The organism is Bradyrhizobium sp. (assembly GCF_027451485.1).
In the GTDB taxonomy this organism is placed as follows: domain Bacteria; phylum Pseudomonadota; class Alphaproteobacteria; order Rhizobiales; family Xanthobacteraceae; genus Bradyrhizobium.
Genome location: NZ_DAIDJE010000005.1, coordinates 1 through 17,789, shown reverse-complemented (window position 1 = coordinate 17,789; position 17,789 = coordinate 1). Strand labels below are relative to the sequence as shown.

The following is a 17,789-nucleotide window of genomic DNA, read 5'->3' as shown; positions in this document are numbered from 1 at the left end:
TGAAGGTAGATCGTTCCTTTGGCGACGGCGGCCCGTTTGGCGACGTCATCGAGACGAGTGGCGGCATAGCCCTGCTCGATGAAGGTTTCGAAGGCGGCTTCGATGATCGCCTGACGCCGGTCGGCGGCGCGTGCGGCACGGCCACCGGAACTGCCGGAGGCGAATGCCCTTTTGGTCGATCGCTTTTTTACCGGAGAGCGCGACATGAATCCAATTATGACTGACCAGTCAGTCATTTTCAACCTATATTTTAGTACACTGATTTGGTTGGCCTAATTGACCTGGATCAACTCAACTGTGGAACTTCAATCCGTCGACGATCTTGTCGATTACCCTGCGATCAGCGCGCATCGCGATCCCAACCAGATTGAGATCGGCGCGAGCGACAGCTCGGACGGCATCGCGGTTGGCAGCATCATGCGTGGTCTTGAACATGTCCTCGGTGTACACCGCAGGCCGGACGTTGCGGGTCAAGGCCCGTTCGAGGGCGCGCGACATCGCGGTACGGTCCGGCGCTCCGTATATCAGAATCGGCTGTCCGATCAGCGCCAGATAGGGCGTGCCCGATCCGTCCGCATAGGGTTCGCCGATGCATTCCGGAAAGGCGGCTGCGACGCCCGACGCCAGGAACGAGGCAACGTTGAGTTTTTGCCAGGCTTCGAGATCGGTCCGGATTACGACCGCGATCTTGGTGTCGAATTGCATGATGTCTCCCAGGGGCGTCTTTTCGGATCTGCCAAAATCCGAAATCCGCGCCATGAGTGCAAGGTCTTGATGACAGGACTGTCGCCTCGCCGCTCCCGTATCATCCCTTGGCGTCGCAGGCCCAGGCACGGATCACGCATTCCTTCCCCCCATATTTGTAGCATTCGCGCGTCGCTTCGTTGAGCGAGCTTGAGATATGCGGCTTGACCGCATAGCCGTGGGCGCCACAGGGGTTGGTCATGTCGACGGAAAACGCGGCGCAGGCGCGCTTCATCGTGACTGTCGTCTTGCATTCGCCGCTGCATTTCTTGAGCGCAGCGGCGAGTGCAGCGCTTTCAGCCGGGTAATCGTAGGCATCGCCGTAAGCGCCGCATTTGCCCATCGCGAATGCTCCGGCGGCATGGCTTTTGGTGATGACGCAGCTGGCGCCGACGACAAACGTGACTGCAACAGCAAATAGCGCGCGGCGCCACGCGATAGCGGTCGAAACGATCAAGAGCCCCTCCCCTCTAGCGGCGCGAAGTTAAGGGGAAGGACGTTTCAACTTGGTGAATGAAAATTAGCGATCGAGACTAATTGACCAACGAACGCCTGCGCGGCGACCGCTCACAAAAATCTAGCTGCCGCGCGCCGCTTCCAGGGCCTGCGGTGTGTCGATGTCGAGAAACGCGCTATCTCCCTCGACCGGGACCTCCGCGACTGCTTCATTATGCTTGGCGATGAGGTGGCGGGCGCCAACATCGCCGTCGAGCGTCATCAACTCGTTGAAGAAGCGGCGGGACCACAACACGGGATTGCCGCGCCGGCCGCCGCTCACGGGAACGGCGATCAAATTGCCGCGATCCGGCGCAAAGGCATCGATCAGACGGTCGATCAGATCGGCGGAGATCATCGGCATGTCGCCGAGGCAGATCACGGCGCCGTCCGCCTGCTTGGGTACCGCTGACACGCCCGCCTTTACCGAACTCGCCAACCCGCTGGCGAACTCCGGATTGCGGACGAATTTCACGTCAAGCCCGGCCAGCGCGTTCTCGACCAGATCGGCCTGATGTCCGGTGACGACGATGACATCCCTGGCCTTGGAAGCGAGCGCCTGCTCGGCCACGATCCGCACCAGCTTTTTGCCTTCAAGTTCGGCCAGCAGCTTGTTCGGACCACCCATCCGCGTCGACCGGCCGGCGGCGAGAACAACCGCGCTGACGTGGCGATTGCTGTCGGGCTCGAGGCTTTCGCGCGGCTGCGGCCGGGTGACGATTTCCATCAAAAGACCTCCGACACCCATTCCCGTCAGTTCGGCGCGGTTGACTTTCAATCCCGCGAGCAGGCGTACCAGCACCCAGTCGAAGCCGTTCTCCACCGGCGAGCGCGCACAACCTGGAGCACCGAGTACCGGGATGTCGCCGGCCCTGCCGACAAGCAGAAGATTGCCCGGATCGACCGGCATGCCGAAATGCTCGATAGCCCCACCGATACCGGAAAGCGCGGCCGGGATGACGTCGCGGCGGTCGGCGATGGCAGACGCGCCGAACACGATCACGAGTTCGGCGCCGAGGCCGAGCATCTCCTTCATCGCCGCCTTCAACGCGGTCTCATCATGTGGGACACGGCGCTCGGCGATGATGGTGGCGCCCGCGGGCGCCAGCCGCTCCTCGGTCACTCTGAGCGTCTTGTCGATAACTTTCGGCGCCAGCCCGGGCAGCATGGTCGAGACCACCCCGACGCGCTTGATCACGTAAGGCGCGATCCGCAAGGCGCCGCCCTTGGCTGCATCGACCGCAGCATCACGCAACCGCCCCTCGACCCCGAACGGGATCAGTTTGACGGTCGCAATCATTTCGCCTTCGACCACCGGCTTGAAAGCCGAAAGAGTCGCGAAAGTAATCGCCTCGTCCACGCCGTTGATGCGATCGACGGCGGCGCGGTCCACGACCAGCACCCCGGCGCGCGCGGCAAACAGATTGGCACGGCCCGTAAAAGCGCGCTCGACGTGGACGCCATCGCCCGCTACCGCGCGTGCGATGCTGGCAGCTGCGACATCCTCGGAGACCTCGCCATGCTCCAGCCGCACGACGACGACCTCCTTGACCCCCGCCTTGTTGAGCGCGGTGATTTCCGCCGGACCGATCGTGGTGCCTTTCTTCAGCACCAGCGAACCCTGGCGCAGGGTGTGAACGGTGACGCCGCCAAGCGCGTCCTCGGGGCTGGCAGGGCCGAACTTCATGCCGCCGCTTCTTTGTGCTCTTTCGGCAAACGCAGCGTCGCCGTGATCTCCGCCATGATCGATACCGCAATTTCCGACGGCGACACCGCACCAATCGAAAGGCCGATCGGCGCATGAATGCGGGCAATGTCGGCATCGGTGGCGCCGTGCGCCTTCAGTCGTTCAGCACGCTTGGCATGCGTCTTTCGCGAACCGAGCGCGCCGATATAGAAGCAGTCGCGCGCAAAGGCGTGCAACAGCGCGGGATCGTCAATCTTGGGATCGTGGGTGAGCGCGACGAAAGCCGTGTAGTGATCGATGTTGAGCGGCGGCAACGCGACGTCGGGCCATTCGGCGATCAGCGGCACATCGGGAAAGCGCTCCGGGCTTGCGAACGCCGTGCGCGGATCCACCACCGTCACGTCATAGCCGAGCGAACGCGCCAGCGGCACCAGCGCCTGGCTGATGTGAACGGCGCCGACGATCACCATGCGCGCGGTTGGCGCGTAAACGTTGAGAAACAGCTTCTTGCCGCCAACCTCGACGTTGCCGCTCTTGCCCATGCGCAGTTGCTTCGACAACTCGGCGCTCAAAGGGTCGGCTGCGAAGTCGGTCGCCTTGACCAGGCGCTGCTCGCCGCTCGCGGTGTCAGTCACCAAAATCACCGGTCGTCGAGCGGCGCGTTCAGTGTTCAGCTCTTTCAGCGTCGCGAGCTTCACCCTACCTTCTCCACGAACACGCGGATCGTGCCGCCGCAGGACAGGCCGACATTCCAGGCGGTCTCATCAGCAACGCCGAACTCCAGCATCTTCGGCTTGCCGCTTTCGATCACATCCATCGCCTCCGCGACAACTGCGCCTTCAACGCAGCCGCCAGAGACGGACCCCAGGAAGGTGCCGTCATCGTTGATCACAAGATTGGAGCCGGCCGGCCGGGGCGCCGAACCCCAGGTCTCGACGACGGTAGCGAGCGCCACGCCATGGCCGGCCTTCTGCCAGTCTTCGGCGGCTTTCAGGATGTCTTCATCGCGATCGAGCATGGGAAGCCTCACCGGAATTTCTCGTTCAGGCCGCGGATCGTATCAGGCCGTGATGCGGCTGCGGCAGTGCCGACAGCGCCTCGATCAAGCCCTCAATGGACTTCAAATTATGCACCGGGCGGAATTCGTCAACGTGGGGCAGCATCATTTTGATGCCCTGCGCCTTGGGTTCGAAGCCGTCATAGCGCAGCAGCGGGTTCAACCAGATCAGGCGTCGGCAGGAGCGGTGCAGCCGGTCCATCTCGAAAGCGAGGCGCGCATCGGCCTCGCGCTCGAGGCCGTCGGAAATCAGCAGGACGATCGCACCCTGCCCCAGCACCCGGCGCGCCCAAAGCTTGTTGAAGGTATGGAGCGAGGTCGCAATTCGGGTGCCCCCAGCCCAGTCCTCCACCTGCGAGGAGCAACTGGCGAGCGCCTCGTCGGGGTCACGCGCGCGGAGGGAGCGCGTCACGTTTGTCAGGCGGGTGCCGAACAGGAACACCGAAACGCGCTTGCGCGCATCGGTTATGGCGTGAAGGAAATGCAGGAACAGCCGGGTATATTCGCTCATCGAGCCGGAGATATCGAGCAGCGCGACGATCGGCGCCGGCTTGTCGATCCGCCCAAGCTTGTGGATGTCGATGATGTCGCCGCCGGTGCGGAGCGAGCCACGCAGGGTCCGCCGCATATCGAGCCGCAGTCCGCGCGCATCCGGCCGATAGCGGCGCGTGCGCAACTCGGCCTGAGGCAGTTTCATGTTGGCGATGGCCCGCGTGACTTCGGCGATCTCGGCCGCCGTCATTTGGGCGAAGTCTTTCTTTTGCAGGATCTCCCGGTCGGACACCGAAAGGCTAACCTCATCTGCTTGCGTCTGCGGCGTCTCGCTCATCTGAGTTTGCGAGAACGCGTCCTGCACGCGGCGTGACGCCGGCGGCGGCTTCTTTTTGGCGTGGTCGGGCAGCGGCACCGAATCCAGCATGTGCTTCCATTCATCGGCCGCGCGGAAGAACAGGTCGAAGGCCTGCGCAAATATCAGCGCATGTTCATGGCGCTTGACGAAAATCGCCTCCAGCGTCGTGAACACATCCGTCCGATTGCCGATATCGACGAGCTGCAGCGCGTTCATGGCATCGATCACGGCTCCGGGGCCGACCGGTACGCCCGCCGCGCGCAGGGCGCGGGCAAATCCGACGATATTGTCGGCTGCCTGACCCGTCGGGGGATTCAGGTGATTGATGACCATACGCAACTCATCCCATTCCCGTAATTCCGGGGCGCGCGTTAAACGAGCTAGCTGCGGTGCGCGATTGCGCACCCGAGAACCCATTTCTCGCTGGCATCCGTGGCACCATGGACTCCGGACCTGCGCCTTGCGGCACATCCGCAATGACGAGCATTCCTTTGGCGCGCGCGATCAATTCTCGCTAGTCGCCTCCTTCAGAACCTTCTGGAGTGTCTCGCCCTGCACGCGCGCGATGTCGTCCTGGTATTTGAGCAACGCACCCAAGCTCTCGCCGATCACTTGCGGCGTCAGCGAGCGCGCATCGAGTTCCTGGAGCGCCGTTGCCCAATCGAGTGTCTCGGCAACGCCCGGTGACTTGTAGAAATCCTGATGCCGCAGCGCCTGCACGAAGCGCACCACCTGCTGCGACAGCTTTTCCGAAATGCCGGGCACGCGCGACTTCACGATCGCAAGCTCGCGCTCGGCGCTGGGGTAATCGACCCAGTGATAGAGGCAGCGTCGCTTCAGCGCATCATGGATCTCGCGCGTGCGGTTGGAGGTGATGATCACGATCGGTGGCTGAGGCGCCTTCACGGTTCCGAATTCGGGAATCGTGATCTGGAAGTCCGACAGGATTTCCAGCAAGTAGGCCTCGAAGGCCTCGTCGGCGCGGTCGAGTTCGTCGATCAGGAGAACCGGCGCGCCGGCGACATCCGGCTCGAGTGCCTGGAGCAGCGGCCGCTTGATCAGGAAGCGCTCGGCAAAGATGTCGCTCGAGAGCTGCGCATGGTCTGTGTCGCCTGCGGCTTCCGCGAGCCTGATCGCGATCATCTGCGCAGCGCTGTTCCACTCATAGACGGCAGAGGCCGCGTCCAGACCCTCATAGCACTGCAGGCGGATCAGCTTGCGTCCGAGACCTGCCGACAGCACCTTGGCGATCTCGGTCTTGCCGACGCCGGCTTCGCCTTCGAGAAACAGCGGCCGGCCCATCCGCAGCGACAGATAGGTGACGGTCGCGAGCGAGCGCTCGGCCAAGTAGCCGCGCGATGCCAGCAGCTCCAGCATGGCATCGACGGATTTGGGCAGCGCCGACGCGGTCATGAGCAAGCAAACCTTATCTGAACAACTCGGTCTTTCAGGGTTTAGCGGTGGCGGCCTCGACCGCGCGGCGCGCCATCACGGCGATCAGATGCGCGCGATATTCGGCGCTCCCGTGCAGATCGCTGTTCAATCCTTCCGCGGGCACCGTCAGGCCATCGAGCGCCTTTGGCGAAAACCGCTTCTTCAGTGCGTCTTCAAATGCAGTCAGGCGGAACACGCCGTCAGAGCCTGCGCCGGTGACGGCGACACGCACATCCGACGGGCGCCTGGCGACGAATACGCCCACCAGCGCATAGCGCGAGGCCTGGTTGCGGAATTTGACGTAAGCCGCCTTCTTCGGCAGTGGGAACATCACCTTCGTGATGATTTCGTCGCTCTCGAGCGCAGTCGCGAACATGCCCTGGAAAAACTCTTCCGCCTTCAGCCGACGCTTGTTGGTGACGATGGTCGCGCCCAATGCCAGCACAGCCGCCGGATAGTCGGCGGTCGGATCATTGTTGGCGAGCGAGCCACCGATGGTGCCGCGATGACGCACAGCGGGGTCGCCGATCATGCCGGCGAGTTCGGCCAGTGCAGGAATGGCTTCGCCGACGATTGCAGAGGTCGACACCTCATAATGGGAAGCGGTCGCGCCGATGACGAGCGACCGGCCCTTCATCTCGATGCCGTTGAGCCCCTCGATATGGGAGAGATCGACCAGGTGCGGCGGGCTTGCCAGCCGCTGCTTCATGACCGGCACGAGCGTATGTCCGCCCGCGATCACCTTGGCGTCCTCGTTCTTGACCAGGAGATTGGCGGCCTGCCGGACCGTCGCTGGGCGATGATATTTGAATTCATACATGGATTTTCCCCGAGGTGTCCCTGATCGAGGTCGCGCGTTTTAAGCGAGGTCGGAATTGGCCATCGCCTTGGCGCCGGCCGCGATCGACTGCACGATGTTCTGGTAACCGGTGCAGCGGCACAGATTGCCTTCGAGCTCTTCGCGGATGGTATGGTCGGAGAGATCGTGACCCTTGCGCTGGACGATGTCGATCGCAGTCATGATCATGCCGGGCGTGCAGAAGCCGCATTGCAGACCATGATGCTCGCGGAAGGCTTCCTGCATGGGATGCAGCGGCGCACCGTCGGCTGCCAGCCCCTCGATGGTGCGGACCTCGTGGCCGTCCGCCATGACCGCAAGCGTGGTGCAGGATTTGACTGCCTTGCCGTCGAGATGGACCACGCATGCGCCGCATTGCGAGGTATCGCAGCCGACATGGGTGCCAGTCAGCCGCAGATTTTCGCGCAGGAATTGCACGAGAAGCGTGCGGGGATCGACATTGGCATTAACGGGATTGCCGTTCACGATCAGGGATATTTTCGCCATTCCGGGCTCTCTTTATCCGCGCCGGCGCTGCCCGGCGGCGCAGTCATTTCAGTTGTTTCGGGGCCATAATATGGATCATGCGGGCAATGAGCAACCTCATCGCCGCATGGCTTGATTAGACCAACGGACACACCGTACCGGGCCTCTCCCCTGTCGGCTACGGCCTTGAGAATCAGGCTTCAGTATCAGTCACCAGATCAGCCTTGCACCGCCCTGGCAAAGTTCGCGAAAAATTCATCGGCCAGCTTCTTGGCCGCGCCATTGATCAGGCGCTGCCCGAGCTGGGCAAGCTTGCCGCCGATCTGGGCCTCCACGTCATAGGTCAGGAGCGTCCCGCCGTCCTTTTCCGAAAGCGCCACCGTCGCCCCGCCCTTGGCAAAGCCGGCCACCCCGCCCTCGCCCTCACCCGATATCTTGTAGCCGTTCGGCGGGTCGAGATCGCTTAGCGTGACGCGCCCCTTGAAGCGGGCTGACACCGGACCGACCTTCATTTTTGCTGCTGCGCGAAAGCCGTTGTCCTCGGTCTTTTCCAATTCCTCGCATCCGGGAATGCAAGCCTTGAGCACTTCGGGGTCGTTCAGCTTGGCCCAAATCGCCTCGCGCGAGGCAGGAAGCTGGACTTCCCCATGCATCGTCATGGCCATGTGCGTCTTCCTTCGCTTGCCCAATCTTCCGTTACCAACTAATGCACGAAGCTGCGAAAAGGAAGACATCGGACCGACGGATTTGCCGCGCGGCAGGGTTGCGTTTGCTTGCCTCGCGTGAAGAAAACCCCTGAGATGTCCTTGCCGGACCTGGTCCGGCAATTCATCTTGCTGAACTGAATTTCTTGATGGATGCGCGGGTCGAGCCCGCGCATGACAGCGGAGGACTTGATTCCATGCCGATGATCGACGCTGACGGCTGCCTGCTCAACGTCTCGGTCGAGGGCCGCGACGGCGGTCCCACCTTGATGCTGTCGAACTCGCTAGGAACGACGATGGCGATGTGGGAGCCGCAGATGAAGGCGCTCACGCAGTTGTTTCGCGTGGTCCGCTACGACCGACGCGGCCACGGAAAATCGGGCGTGCCGGCGGGGCCCTATTCGATGGAGCGTTTTGGCCGCGACGTGCTGGCCATTCTCGATGACCTCAACATCGAGAAGACGCACTGGTGCGGGCTGTCGATGGGCGGCATGGTCGGGCAGTGGCTGGGAGCAAATGCGCCGGAGCGTCTCGGCAAGCTCATCCTTTCCAATACCTCCTGCTACTACCCCGATCCGACCAACTGGCTGAACCGCATCAAGGCGGTGAAGGAAGGCGACCTCGCCGCTGTTGCCGATACCGTCATTGCGGCCTGGCTGACGGCGGATTTTCGCGAGCGCGAGCCGCAGGTCACGCAAAATCTGAAAGCCATGCTGCTCGCCTCACCGCCGGCGGGTTATATCGCCTGCTGCGAAGCGCTCTCGACGCTCGACCAGCGTGCGTTGCTGCCCAAGATCAAGAGCCCGACGCTGGTAATTGCCGGTCGTCACGACACCTCAACGCCGATTGCCGCCGGCGAATTGATCCGCAGCCACATTCCCGGCGCGTCGATGACGATCCTGGATGCCGCGCACATTTCCAATGTCGAACAGCCGCACGCCTTCACCGATGCGCTGATCGGCTTTCTGACGCAGAAGTAATTTTCACCCCATCATTCCGGGGCGCCTCGGTCTGCCTCAACGCACCATCCCGGACGACAGAAATTCAACAACACGACCAGGAGCGCCGCGATGACGGCATTTCGCAGCGCCATAAAGTGCGGGGAGACCCCTGGGTGACAAATCGATCAATGCAGGAATTGTTCGACGTCGACTTCATCGATCTCATTACCCGCCTTCCCCCGGGCGAGATCTGGACCGGCCGTATTTCGATCATCGCATGCTGCGCGTGCTCGTGATCGGCTTCATGGTCGCGCTCAGTCAGTAAGACGGGTTTCGCGCCGCCCTCAGCTTTACGCCTGAAGATATCAAGGAAACAGTTGCAGCAGGCGTTATATTGCGGCGTGCTGGCCGCCGATCACACGCCGCTAAAGAAGCCCTCAGCTATCGTAACTGAGCTGGGACTCTTCAACGGGTAGGTCGGCCGGTGCCGCGACGGCCCGCGGTTGCGCAGGCACGTCGAACAGCATCACAACACCGGTGCCGATCATCGCGAGAAGCTCGGAGGCGTGCAAGCGAAGCGCTTCGATCTCGCCGACCTGCGAAGCCAGGATCATACTACCGAAGCTAATGATGCTGCCGATGGTAAGCGCAATGGCGAGGGCCTCGCTGCCGCTTCCCTGCTTGCGGATAAAGCTGCGCAGGGTGAGCAGGATAAACAGCGCAAAGAAGGCGACCACGGTCAAGCGGCCGAGCGCCAGGAACCACGCAAAGCGCACGGCGGCCATGGTCGGGAGTTGCAAGTGATCGGTCGCATAAAGCGCGACCGAGACTGTCGGCCTCTCAAAAAGGCCGCGGACCGGGGAGGTCACGATGTGCCAGGCAATCGTCGCCCAGGTCGGAATGAAATAACCGGCGAGTAGAACGCCGCCGAATGAACTGACACGCCAGTTTGACATGACGCTTCCCTCGTTGTCCGCAACAGGTGCGATTTGCTCGGGAGGTAACGCCGTTAAACTGCGACCTGCAATTTAAACCCTTTGTTTACCTTAATCCGGATGCGCGCGGTGAACGCTAGTGCGGAAAAAACCAGGGTCGTCGCCGGGCTTTGACTCGCCGACCTCTCAGACTTCGTAAGACGGATTCTCGAAAAATGGCCATATGCGCGGATCAAGCCCGCCGCATGACGGTCAGATGCCTGGCGCTTCGCAGCCCCCAAACTACGCCGTGCGCTTTAAACGCGTGTTCCGCTCGCAACGCCCGCTTCAGGACATCGGCTCCATCACTTTGGGGAACCTGCTCAAGGTTCCTTGGCCGGTCCGACGAAGATCATGCCGCTGCACCATTTGACGGGTCGTGCCCATCTCGGAAAACCAAGAACCCAACAAGGCCAAGAACCCCGATAAGGGAAGGCCCCGCCGTTCGCGGCGGGGTCACTGTCCTTGTGGCTCACATCCATGCTGGGGGCTAGGTCAGGCCATCAGCCACTAGCCACCTTGTCCGGGATCGTGGCCCTGACGGCTCGGACCCTGCTGCTAGTGTCCTGGCTTCCGACCCTCGCCCTGTTGCTGCTGACCCGGCTTCTGTCCGGGGCTCTGGCTTTGCTGGCCGGGATTCTGATTCGGATTAGCCGTTGCGATCTCCCTTCTTCAAGTCGCAAGACGACAAACCCGGGAACCCCGGTCTGGTTGCGAGAACCAGCTGCGCGTCGGCCTTGTGGCCGGTCAAACAGCGCCGGTTCCTGCGCGGTCAAAGGCCGCTGCCGAAAACTATCCCCGTACAAGGCCTTCGTCCTCAGTGGGTGGAGTTGCCGCGATGAGTTCCCGCTGTTAGAAAACGGATCGACACGGCGTCGGGCTGCCGGGCCATCGCTGCGTCAGGAGTTGAATCGGCATTTTCAACGGCGGCAGACCGGATTCGGCTTAGCCGGAAAATGCGCCAACGGTCGGCAGCGCATGGATTACTTCGCCCAGCAACTGATCAACGGCATCGTCCTAGGCTCGATCTATGGCCTGATCGCCATCGGCTACACGATGGTCTACGGTATCGTGGGCATGATCAACTTTGCCCATGGCGATATCTTCATGATCGGTGGCTTCATCGCGCTGATCACCTTCCTGATCCTGGTCTCGATCGGACTGACCACGGTCCCTCTGATCCTTTTGATCGTGCTGCTGGTGTCGATGGCGATCACATCGTTGTATGGCTGGACGGTAGAGCGCATTGCCTATCGGCCGCTTCGGCATTCTTTCCGTCTCGCGCCCATGCTGTCGGCGATCGGCGTGTCGTTTGTGCTGATGAACTTCTCCCAGGTCAGCCAGGGCGCGCGGGTGAAGCCGATACCGCCGATCATCACCGGCGGCTATAGCCTGCTCGAAAGCGATGGTTTTGTGGTCCGTCTCTCAAACGCGCAGATCATCGTCGTGCTCACCACGATCGTGCTGCTTGCCATCTTCACCTGGCTGGTATCGCGCACGCGGTTGGGACGGGACATGCGCGCCTGCGAACAGGACCAGACGATGGCAGCGCTGCTTGGCGTCGATGTCGACCGCACCATCTCCATGACCTTCGTGATCGGCGCCGCGCTCGCGGCGGTCGCCGGCATGATGTACTTGCTCTATTACGGGCTCGTCGATTTCTTCATGGGCTTTGTCGCCGGCATCAAGGCGTTCACCGCTGCGGTTCTCGGCGGCATCGGCTCGTTGCCAGGCGCGATGTTGGGCGGACTTCTGATCGGGCTGATCGAAACCATGTGGTCGGCCTACTTCTCGGTCGAATATAAAGACGTCGCGGCGTTCTCGATCCTGATCGTGGTCCTGATCTTCCTGCCGACTGGCCTGCTCGGCCGTCCCGAAGTCGAAAAAGTTTGAGCGTGACGGTGTCTGCACCCGATCTCACGCACGCCTCGCGCCGCGAAGCCATCGCCTTTATTCTCAAGAATGCCTTCATCAGCGCCTTTGTTGCGCTGGTGATCTTCTCGCTGATGATCGGTGTACGCACCGAGGCCGGTCCGACAGGGCAGTTGATCTACTGGACGCGGTTCGATGATCTCGCCACCATCGTCGCGGTCGTCTTCGCCGGAAGCATCGCCGTCGAATTGCTGCGGCAATGGTGGGGACCAGTCGGAGTCGTTGGCGCCATTGCGCCATCCGTGCAGCGCGGGCTGGATTTCGCCGGCAAAGCCGCACCGCCACTGCTTCTGATCTTCGCCTTTCTGGTACCGGTGCTCTTCTACAATCAACGCTACCTTCTCGATCTCAGCATCCTGGTCCTCACCTATGTGATGCTCGGCTGGGGATTGAACGTCGTGGTCGGCCTCGCGGGGCTGCTCGATCTCGGCTATGTCGCCTTTTACGCCGTCGGCGCCTATTCCTACGCGCTCCTGTCGACCAATTTCGACCTGTCGTTCTGGATGTGCCTGCCGCTCGCCGGCATTCTCGCCGCCTTCTGGGGCGTGCTGCTCGGCTTTCCGGTGCTGCGCCTGCGCGGCGACTATCTTGCCATCGTGACGCTCGCCTTCGGCGAAATCATCCGCCTGGTGCTGCTCAACTGGGAGAGCCTCACCGGCGGCCCGAACGGCGTCAGCAGCATTCCGAGGCCCACCTTCTTCGGAATCCCGTTCACGCGTGGCGACGATGGGTTTGCGGCCAGGCTCGGCATCGAATTCTCGCCGACCCACCGCATTGTGTTCCTGTTCTACGTGATCCTGGCGCTCGCGCTTCTGACCAATTGGGTCACGATTCGGTTGCGTCGCCTGCCGATCGGCCGCGCCTGGGAGGCGTTGCGCGAGGATGAAGTCGCCTGCCGCGCGCTCGGCATCAACATCACCACAACGAAGCTCACGGCGTTCGCCACCGGCGCGATGTTCGGCGGTTTTGCCGGTGCCTTCTTTGCCACGCGACAGGGTTTTATCAGCCCTGAATCCTTCACCTTCCAGGAATCGGCCCTGGTGCTGGCGATCGTCGTGCTCGGCGGCATGGGCTCGCAGCTTGGCGTCGCGCTTGCAGCGGTAGCGCTGATCGGCGGTTTCGAACTTTTCCGCGGTTTCGACCAGTACCGCATGCTGGTGTTCGGCATGGCGATGGTGCTGCTGATGATCTGGCGGCCGCGCGGCCTGATCGGCCATCGCGCGCCGACGGTTTTCCTCAAGCAAAACACGGCCATCTCAGCCGAGCTTGCCAAGGAAGGTCGGGGATGAGCCACGAGAGCATCCTCATCGTTGACGGGCTCACCATGCGCTTCGGCGGAGTGGTAGCCGTCAACGGCCTGTCGTTTGCCGCCGAGCGGCGCAAGATCACCGCGTTGATCGGGCCCAACGGCGCCGGCAAGACCACTGTGTTCAACTGCATCACTGGATTTTACAAGCCGACCTCGGGCGTGATCCGCCTCACCCACGATGACGGCCGCAACTTCCACCTCGAACGTCTGAACGATTTCCGGATTTCCAAAAAGGCAAAGGTTGCGCGCACGTTTCAGAACATCCGCCTGTTTCCCGGCATGACGGCGCTAGAAAATCTGATGGTCGCCCAGCACAACGCGCTGATGCAGGCTTCCGGGTTCACGTTTCTGGGGTTGATCGGCGTACCCTCCTATCGCGCCGCCGAACGCCGCGCGATCGATCGGGCCAAGCATTGGCTCGACCGGATCGGCCTCATTGATCGCGCCGACGACGCTGCCGGCAATCTGCCCTATGGCGATCAGCGCCGTCTGGAAATTGCGCGCGCAATGTGCACTGAGCCGGCGTTATTGTGTCTGGACGAGCCCGCAGCCGGCCTCAATGCGCGCGAAAGCGCAGGCCTTAGCGAGCTATTGCTGTCTATCCGCGGTCAAGGCACCTCGATTATTCTGATCGAGCATGACATGTCGGTGGTGATGGAGATCTCCGATCAGATCGTGGTGATGGATTACGGCGTGAAAATCGCCGAAGGCGCGCCACAAGTGGTGCGCGACGATGCGAAGGTGGTCGCCGCCTATCTCGGCGCCGATGAAGAGGAAGCCGCTGCCGTCATGGAGAGCGGGGCATGACCAGTGCGGGGTCGGCCTCTCCCCTGCTCGAGATCCGTGGCCTTCATGCCGCCTATGGGAAGATCGAGGCACTCAAGGGTGTCGATATCAACATCCGGCCCGGCGAAATCGTTGCACTGATCGGCGCCAATGGTGCCGGCAAGTCGACGCTGATGATGACGATCTTCGGCAGGCCGAAAGCAAAGGCCGGCCAGATCCTGTTCGACGGCCGCGACATCACCGGCGTGCCCACCCACCAGATCGCGCGGCTTCGCATCGCGCAATCGCCGGAGGGCCGGCGGATTTTCCCGCGCATGAGCGTGGCGGAAAACCTCCAAATGGGCGCGGACGCCACCGAGTCGAGTGAGGCCGAACGCGCAAGCGCACTGGAGCGCGTGCTGGCGCTGTTTCCGAGGCTCAAGGAGCGGCTGACCCAGCGCGGCGGCACACTGTCCGGCGGCGAACAGCAGATGCTGGCGATTGGCCGGGCGCTGATGAGCCGTCCCCGGCTGCTCCTGCTCGATGAGCCTTCGCTCGGGCTGGCCCCGCTGATCGTGCGCCAGATTTTCGACGCCATCCGCACCCTGAACCGGCAGGACGGCCTCACGGTGTTGATCGTCGAACAGAACGCCAATCATGCGCTGAAGCTCGCGCATCGCGGTTATGTCATGGTCAACGGCCGCATCACGCTCCAGGGAACCGGAACGGAATTGCTGCAACGTCCGGAAATCCGCGCAGCCTATCTCGAGGGCGGCCGGCATTGAGCGATCCGGATCATTTCGGGATCGTGTGCCGGCATCAGACCCGAAATCTCGAGATTCTCAAGGGCGCAAAGGCGTACTCGTTGCACTCGCCGCATCGGAATGATCTCACGTTTAACTCCCGTTGCCCGAAATTTACCGATGACTTCGCCGCAAAATCAGCCGAGAATGCCCTACGCTCCGTCAACCCGGCCGCCTGCCGGGAAATCCCATGGCGAACCTGCGAGGATCCCTCATGAAATCAGTAAGACTCTTTGGCCTGGCAATCGGCGTATCGCTCGCCCTCTCGACCGCGGCGTATGCTGAAGACCTCACCATCGCCGTGGCGGGCCCGATGACCGGGGGCTATGCGGCGTTCGGCCGGCAGTTGAAGAACGGCGCCGAAATGGCGATCGCCGACCTCAATGCAGCCGGCGGCGTGCTCGGCAAAAAACTGCTGCTGGACGTCGAAGATGACGCGTGCGATCCCAAGCAGGCGCGTTCCGTTGCCGAAAAGATCGCTGGGGCGAAAATTCCGTTCGTCGCCGGCCACTACTGCTCGTCATCGTCAATCCCGGCCTCCGAAGCCTATGCGGACGGCAACGTGCTGGAAATCACGCCGGCGTCGACGGCCGTCAAGTTCACCGACCGGGGGCTGTGGAACGTTGCGCGCGTATGCGGCCGCGATGACCAGCAGGGCAAGGTCGCCGGCGACTTCATCGCCAAGAACTACAAAGGCAAGAATATCGCTATCCTGAACGACAAATCGACCTACGGCAAAGGCCTCGCCGACGAAACAAAGAAAGCGCTCAACGCGGCCGGCATCAAGGAGAAGATGTTTGAATCCTACAATCAGGGTGACAAGGACTTCACGGCGATCGTCTCCCGCTTGAAGCGCGACAACATCGACTTGGTCTATGTCGGAGGCTACCATCCGGAAGCCGGATTGCTGGTGCGCCAGATGCGCGATCAGGGACTGAAGACCGTGTTGATGTCGGGCGACGCGCTTGCCGACAAGGAATTCGCTTCCATCACGGGACCGGCGGGCGAAGGCACCCTCTTCACCTTCGGTCCCGACCCGCGCAAAAAGCCGACGGCGAAGGCGATCGTCGAGAAGTTCAAGGCAAACAAGATCGATCCGGAAGGCTACACGCTCTACACCTACGCCGCGATACAGGTCTGGTCTCAGGCCGCTGCCAAGGCCGGCACGACCGATCCGAAGAAAGTCATGGATACGATCAAGCGCGGATCCTGGGATACCGTCATCGGCAAAATCGACTATGACTCCAAGGGGGACATCAAGCAGATCGACTACGTCGTCTACAAGTGGGACGCCAACGGCGGTTATGCGGAGATCAGCCCGAAGGGGTCTTGATCCAAGATTGAACTCCAACCAACCATGCGTCGAACGCCCCGGCTCGCCGGGGCGTTTTCATTTTGACGGCACTGCGCAAGGTTCCATCACTGAAACAAACCAAATCAGTTTGGAAGTTTCGCAGCATCGGGGTAAGTTGACGTCAACCATCAACGTCCCGCGTCAGTATCCTGTTCTGGATCGGTCTTGGCCTGAATCAAAAATCGTGTAACCTTGGGTTGAAGAGGCGAATTCGTCAAGGAAACCCATGGCGAGCATTCTCGTCATCGATGATGATCGGGCGGTTCTTGGCACGATCAAGATCTTGCTGGAACGGGCGGCACACTCGGTTGAAGCCGTCGACAACAGTTGCACAGGCCTGCAATTGATCGAGGCTCAGAGCTTCGACCTTCTCATCGTCGATATCTTCATGCCCGGCATGGACGGGTTCGAGACCATGAAACTGGTTCATCAGTCGCGGCCACACATGCCGATCATCGTCATTTCGGGACAGCAGTTCAGCTATTCGTCCGAACGGACGCCGGATTTTCTGCACATGGCGACCAGACTGGGAGCTGTCTCGAGCCTGCCCAAACCGTTCAAGCCCTCCGCGCTGACGGGACGGTCAACGGTATACTATCGGGTTCGCGGCTGCCGGCCGGTTTGCACTCAAGAATACCGGCAGGCATTTCCTCTGAGCGGCAATAAGGACACCATGACCACAAACCGCTTTGCCACTGCAGGCCAAGCGAGGACAGCGATTTTGACGTTGCTTCAGCCTTGCGGCGTCCTGTTCAAAAGCACCTCGGAGTTGAAGCCAAACTATTTTCTAGTGTCGCTTCAGTTCCGACGTTCGTAAGAATATTGGACGTGACCGGATGCGACGGTCAGAACCGGAACGCTGGCCGCGAGCCTGAGAGACACAAGAGGCCTGGAGACAAAGGTGGAAGCGGGCGACGATCGTAATATCTTTCTTTCGACACTGCCCGCCACCGCCCGCGACCGCAAGATTGCCTCTGGCGTGCTCGCCGCCTCGGCCATTTTCTTTGCCGCTGCCCTCCCCTTTGCCCGGGTGCCGATGCCGGCGGTTCCCGCCTTTGTCGCAAGCTATCAGTCCGCACTGGCCATTTGCGATCTGATCACAACGATACTGCTGCTGTCACAATTTGCACTTTTGAGATCGCGCGCGCTGCTCGCACTTGCCAGCGGGTATCTTTTCACCGCGCTGGCGGCAGTTCTTCACGCTTTGACTTTTCCCAGTCTCTTGACCGCCAACGGGCTCCTCAATTCCGGCCCGCAAACCGCGCCGTGGATCTATATGGCCTGGCACGCCGGATTTCCGCTGTTCGTGTTAGGTTACGCCATTCTGAAAAATCACGATGGCGGCCCGAAGGTCAAGGGATCGACCTACGGATCGATCCTCTGGAGCTTGGCAGCAGTTGTGGCCCTCATGGCCAC

The 17,789-nt window shown here is 61.6% G+C and carries 20 protein-coding genes and 1 pseudogene; 9 read left to right on the top strand and 12 right to left on the bottom strand.

Annotation, left to right across the window (positions count from 1 at the left end):
* From NEZ08_RS00740 to NEZ08_RS00690, 11 genes are all read right to left on the bottom strand, one after another.
* On the bottom strand, window positions 1–206 hold a 206-nt coding region (locus NEZ08_RS00740; protein ID WP_298102007.1), incomplete at its 3' end, for a helix-turn-helix domain-containing protein.
* An 85-nt stretch (window positions 207–291) separates the two neighbouring features.
* Entirely contained in the window at window positions 292–705 is a 414-nt protein-coding gene (locus NEZ08_RS00735; protein ID WP_298102005.1) for a DUF2000 domain-containing protein, read from the bottom strand.
* A 100-nt stretch (window positions 706–805) separates the two neighbouring features.
* Complete coding sequence (locus tag NEZ08_RS00730) at window positions 806–1,198, bottom strand: DUF4189 domain-containing protein (protein ID WP_298102009.1); 393 nt, start codon at window positions 1,196–1,198, stop codon at window positions 806–808.
* Window positions 1,199–1,321: 123 nt separating this feature from the next.
* Entirely contained in the window at window positions 1,322–2,926 is a 1,605-nt protein-coding gene (locus NEZ08_RS00725) for a molybdopterin-binding/glycosyltransferase family 2 protein (RefSeq protein WP_298102003.1), read from the bottom strand.
* A complete protein-coding gene (locus NEZ08_RS00720; protein WP_298102000.1) occupies window positions 2,923–3,624 on the bottom strand; it encodes an XdhC family protein in 702 nt (233 codons plus the stop codon). Before NEZ08_RS00720 ends, NEZ08_RS00725 begins: the two co-directional genes overlap by 4 nt.
* Window positions 3,621–3,944 carry an XdhC family protein gene (locus tag NEZ08_RS00715; protein ID WP_298101997.1) on the bottom strand — a complete coding sequence of 108 codons (324 nt, stop codon included), beginning with the start codon at window positions 3,942–3,944 and terminating at the stop codon, window positions 3,621–3,623. The genes NEZ08_RS00720 and NEZ08_RS00715 overlap by 4 nt, the downstream gene beginning before the upstream one ends.
* A 25-nt stretch (window positions 3,945–3,969) precedes the next feature.
* A complete protein-coding gene (locus tag NEZ08_RS00710; RefSeq protein ID WP_298101995.1) occupies window positions 3,970–5,166 on the bottom strand; it encodes a VWA domain-containing protein in 1,197 nt (398 codons plus the stop codon).
* Window positions 5,167–5,337: 171 nt separating this feature from the next.
* Window positions 5,338–6,246 carry a MoxR family ATPase gene (locus tag NEZ08_RS00705; RefSeq protein ID WP_298101993.1) on the bottom strand — a complete coding sequence of 303 codons (909 nt, stop codon included), beginning with the start codon at window positions 6,244–6,246 and terminating at the stop codon, window positions 5,338–5,340.
* 34 nt (window positions 6,247–6,280) lie between these two features.
* The gene (locus NEZ08_RS00700) at window positions 6,281–7,087 is read right to left on the bottom strand and encodes a xanthine dehydrogenase family protein subunit M (protein WP_298101992.1); all 807 of its coding nucleotides are present in this window, start codon (window positions 7,085–7,087) and stop codon (window positions 6,281–6,283) included.
* A gap of 39 nt (window positions 7,088–7,126) precedes the next feature.
* Window positions 7,127–7,612 (bottom strand): (2Fe-2S)-binding protein, encoded by a 486-nt coding sequence (locus tag NEZ08_RS00695; RefSeq protein ID WP_298101990.1) that lies wholly within the window; start codon window positions 7,610–7,612, stop codon window positions 7,127–7,129.
* 197 nt (window positions 7,613–7,809) lie between these two features.
* Window positions 7,810–8,256: a CoxG family protein gene (locus tag NEZ08_RS00690; protein WP_298101988.1), complete on the bottom strand. Its 447-nt coding sequence runs from the start codon at window positions 8,254–8,256 to the stop codon at window positions 7,810–7,812.
* Window positions 8,257–8,492: 236 nt separating this feature from the next.
* Here NEZ08_RS00690 and pcaD point away from each other — a divergent pair, with 236 nt between their 5' ends.
* A complete protein-coding gene (gene pcaD, locus NEZ08_RS00685) occupies window positions 8,493–9,275 on the top strand; it encodes a 3-oxoadipate enol-lactonase (RefSeq protein ID WP_298101985.1) in 783 nt (260 codons plus the stop codon).
* 62 nt (window positions 9,276–9,337) lie between these two features.
* Window positions 9,338–9,712: pseudogene (locus NEZ08_RS00680) on the top strand (gamma-carboxymuconolactone decarboxylase).
* Here the strand turns inward: NEZ08_RS00680 and NEZ08_RS00675 are convergent.
* Complete coding sequence (locus NEZ08_RS00675; RefSeq protein ID WP_298101982.1) at window positions 9,674–10,192, bottom strand: hypothetical protein; 519 nt, start codon at window positions 10,190–10,192, stop codon at window positions 9,674–9,676. The pseudogene NEZ08_RS00680 and the gene NEZ08_RS00675 sit on opposite strands and share 39 nt — an antisense overlap.
* A gap of 996 nt (window positions 10,193–11,188) precedes the next feature.
* On the opposite strand from NEZ08_RS00675, the gene NEZ08_RS00670 reads away from it, so the two are divergent.
* The 7 genes from NEZ08_RS00670 to NEZ08_RS00640 form a co-directional block, all read left to right on the top strand.
* A complete protein-coding gene (locus NEZ08_RS00670; RefSeq protein WP_298101979.1) occupies window positions 11,189–12,103 on the top strand; it encodes a branched-chain amino acid ABC transporter permease LivH in 915 nt (304 codons plus the stop codon).
* A gap of 2 nt (window positions 12,104–12,105) precedes the next feature.
* Window positions 12,106–13,431, top strand: a complete 1,326-nt coding sequence (livM, locus tag NEZ08_RS00665) for a high-affinity branched-chain amino acid ABC transporter permease LivM (RefSeq protein WP_298101977.1) — start codon at window positions 12,106–12,108, stop codon at window positions 13,429–13,431.
* Window positions 13,428–14,258, top strand: coding sequence for an ABC transporter ATP-binding protein (locus tag NEZ08_RS00660; RefSeq protein WP_298101974.1), 831 nt, complete (start codon window positions 13,428–13,430; stop codon window positions 14,256–14,258). Before livM ends, NEZ08_RS00660 begins: the two co-directional genes overlap by 4 nt.
* Window positions 14,255–15,001 (top strand): ABC transporter ATP-binding protein, encoded by a 747-nt coding sequence (locus NEZ08_RS00655; protein WP_298101971.1) that lies wholly within the window; start codon window positions 14,255–14,257, stop codon window positions 14,999–15,001. Before NEZ08_RS00660 ends, NEZ08_RS00655 begins: the two co-directional genes overlap by 4 nt.
* Before the next feature lie 232 nt (window positions 15,002–15,233).
* Window positions 15,234–16,352: a branched-chain amino acid ABC transporter substrate-binding protein gene (locus NEZ08_RS00650; protein WP_298101968.1), complete on the top strand. Its 1,119-nt coding sequence runs from the start codon at window positions 15,234–15,236 to the stop codon at window positions 16,350–16,352.
* A 247-nt stretch (window positions 16,353–16,599) separates the two neighbouring features.
* Window positions 16,600–17,190, top strand: coding sequence for a response regulator (locus NEZ08_RS00645; protein WP_298101965.1), 591 nt, complete (start codon window positions 16,600–16,602; stop codon window positions 17,188–17,190).
* An 84-nt stretch (window positions 17,191–17,274) separates the two neighbouring features.
* Window positions 17,275–17,789: MASE4 domain-containing protein (locus tag NEZ08_RS00640; RefSeq protein WP_298101962.1), on the top strand; the 515-nt coding region annotated here is incomplete at its 3' end.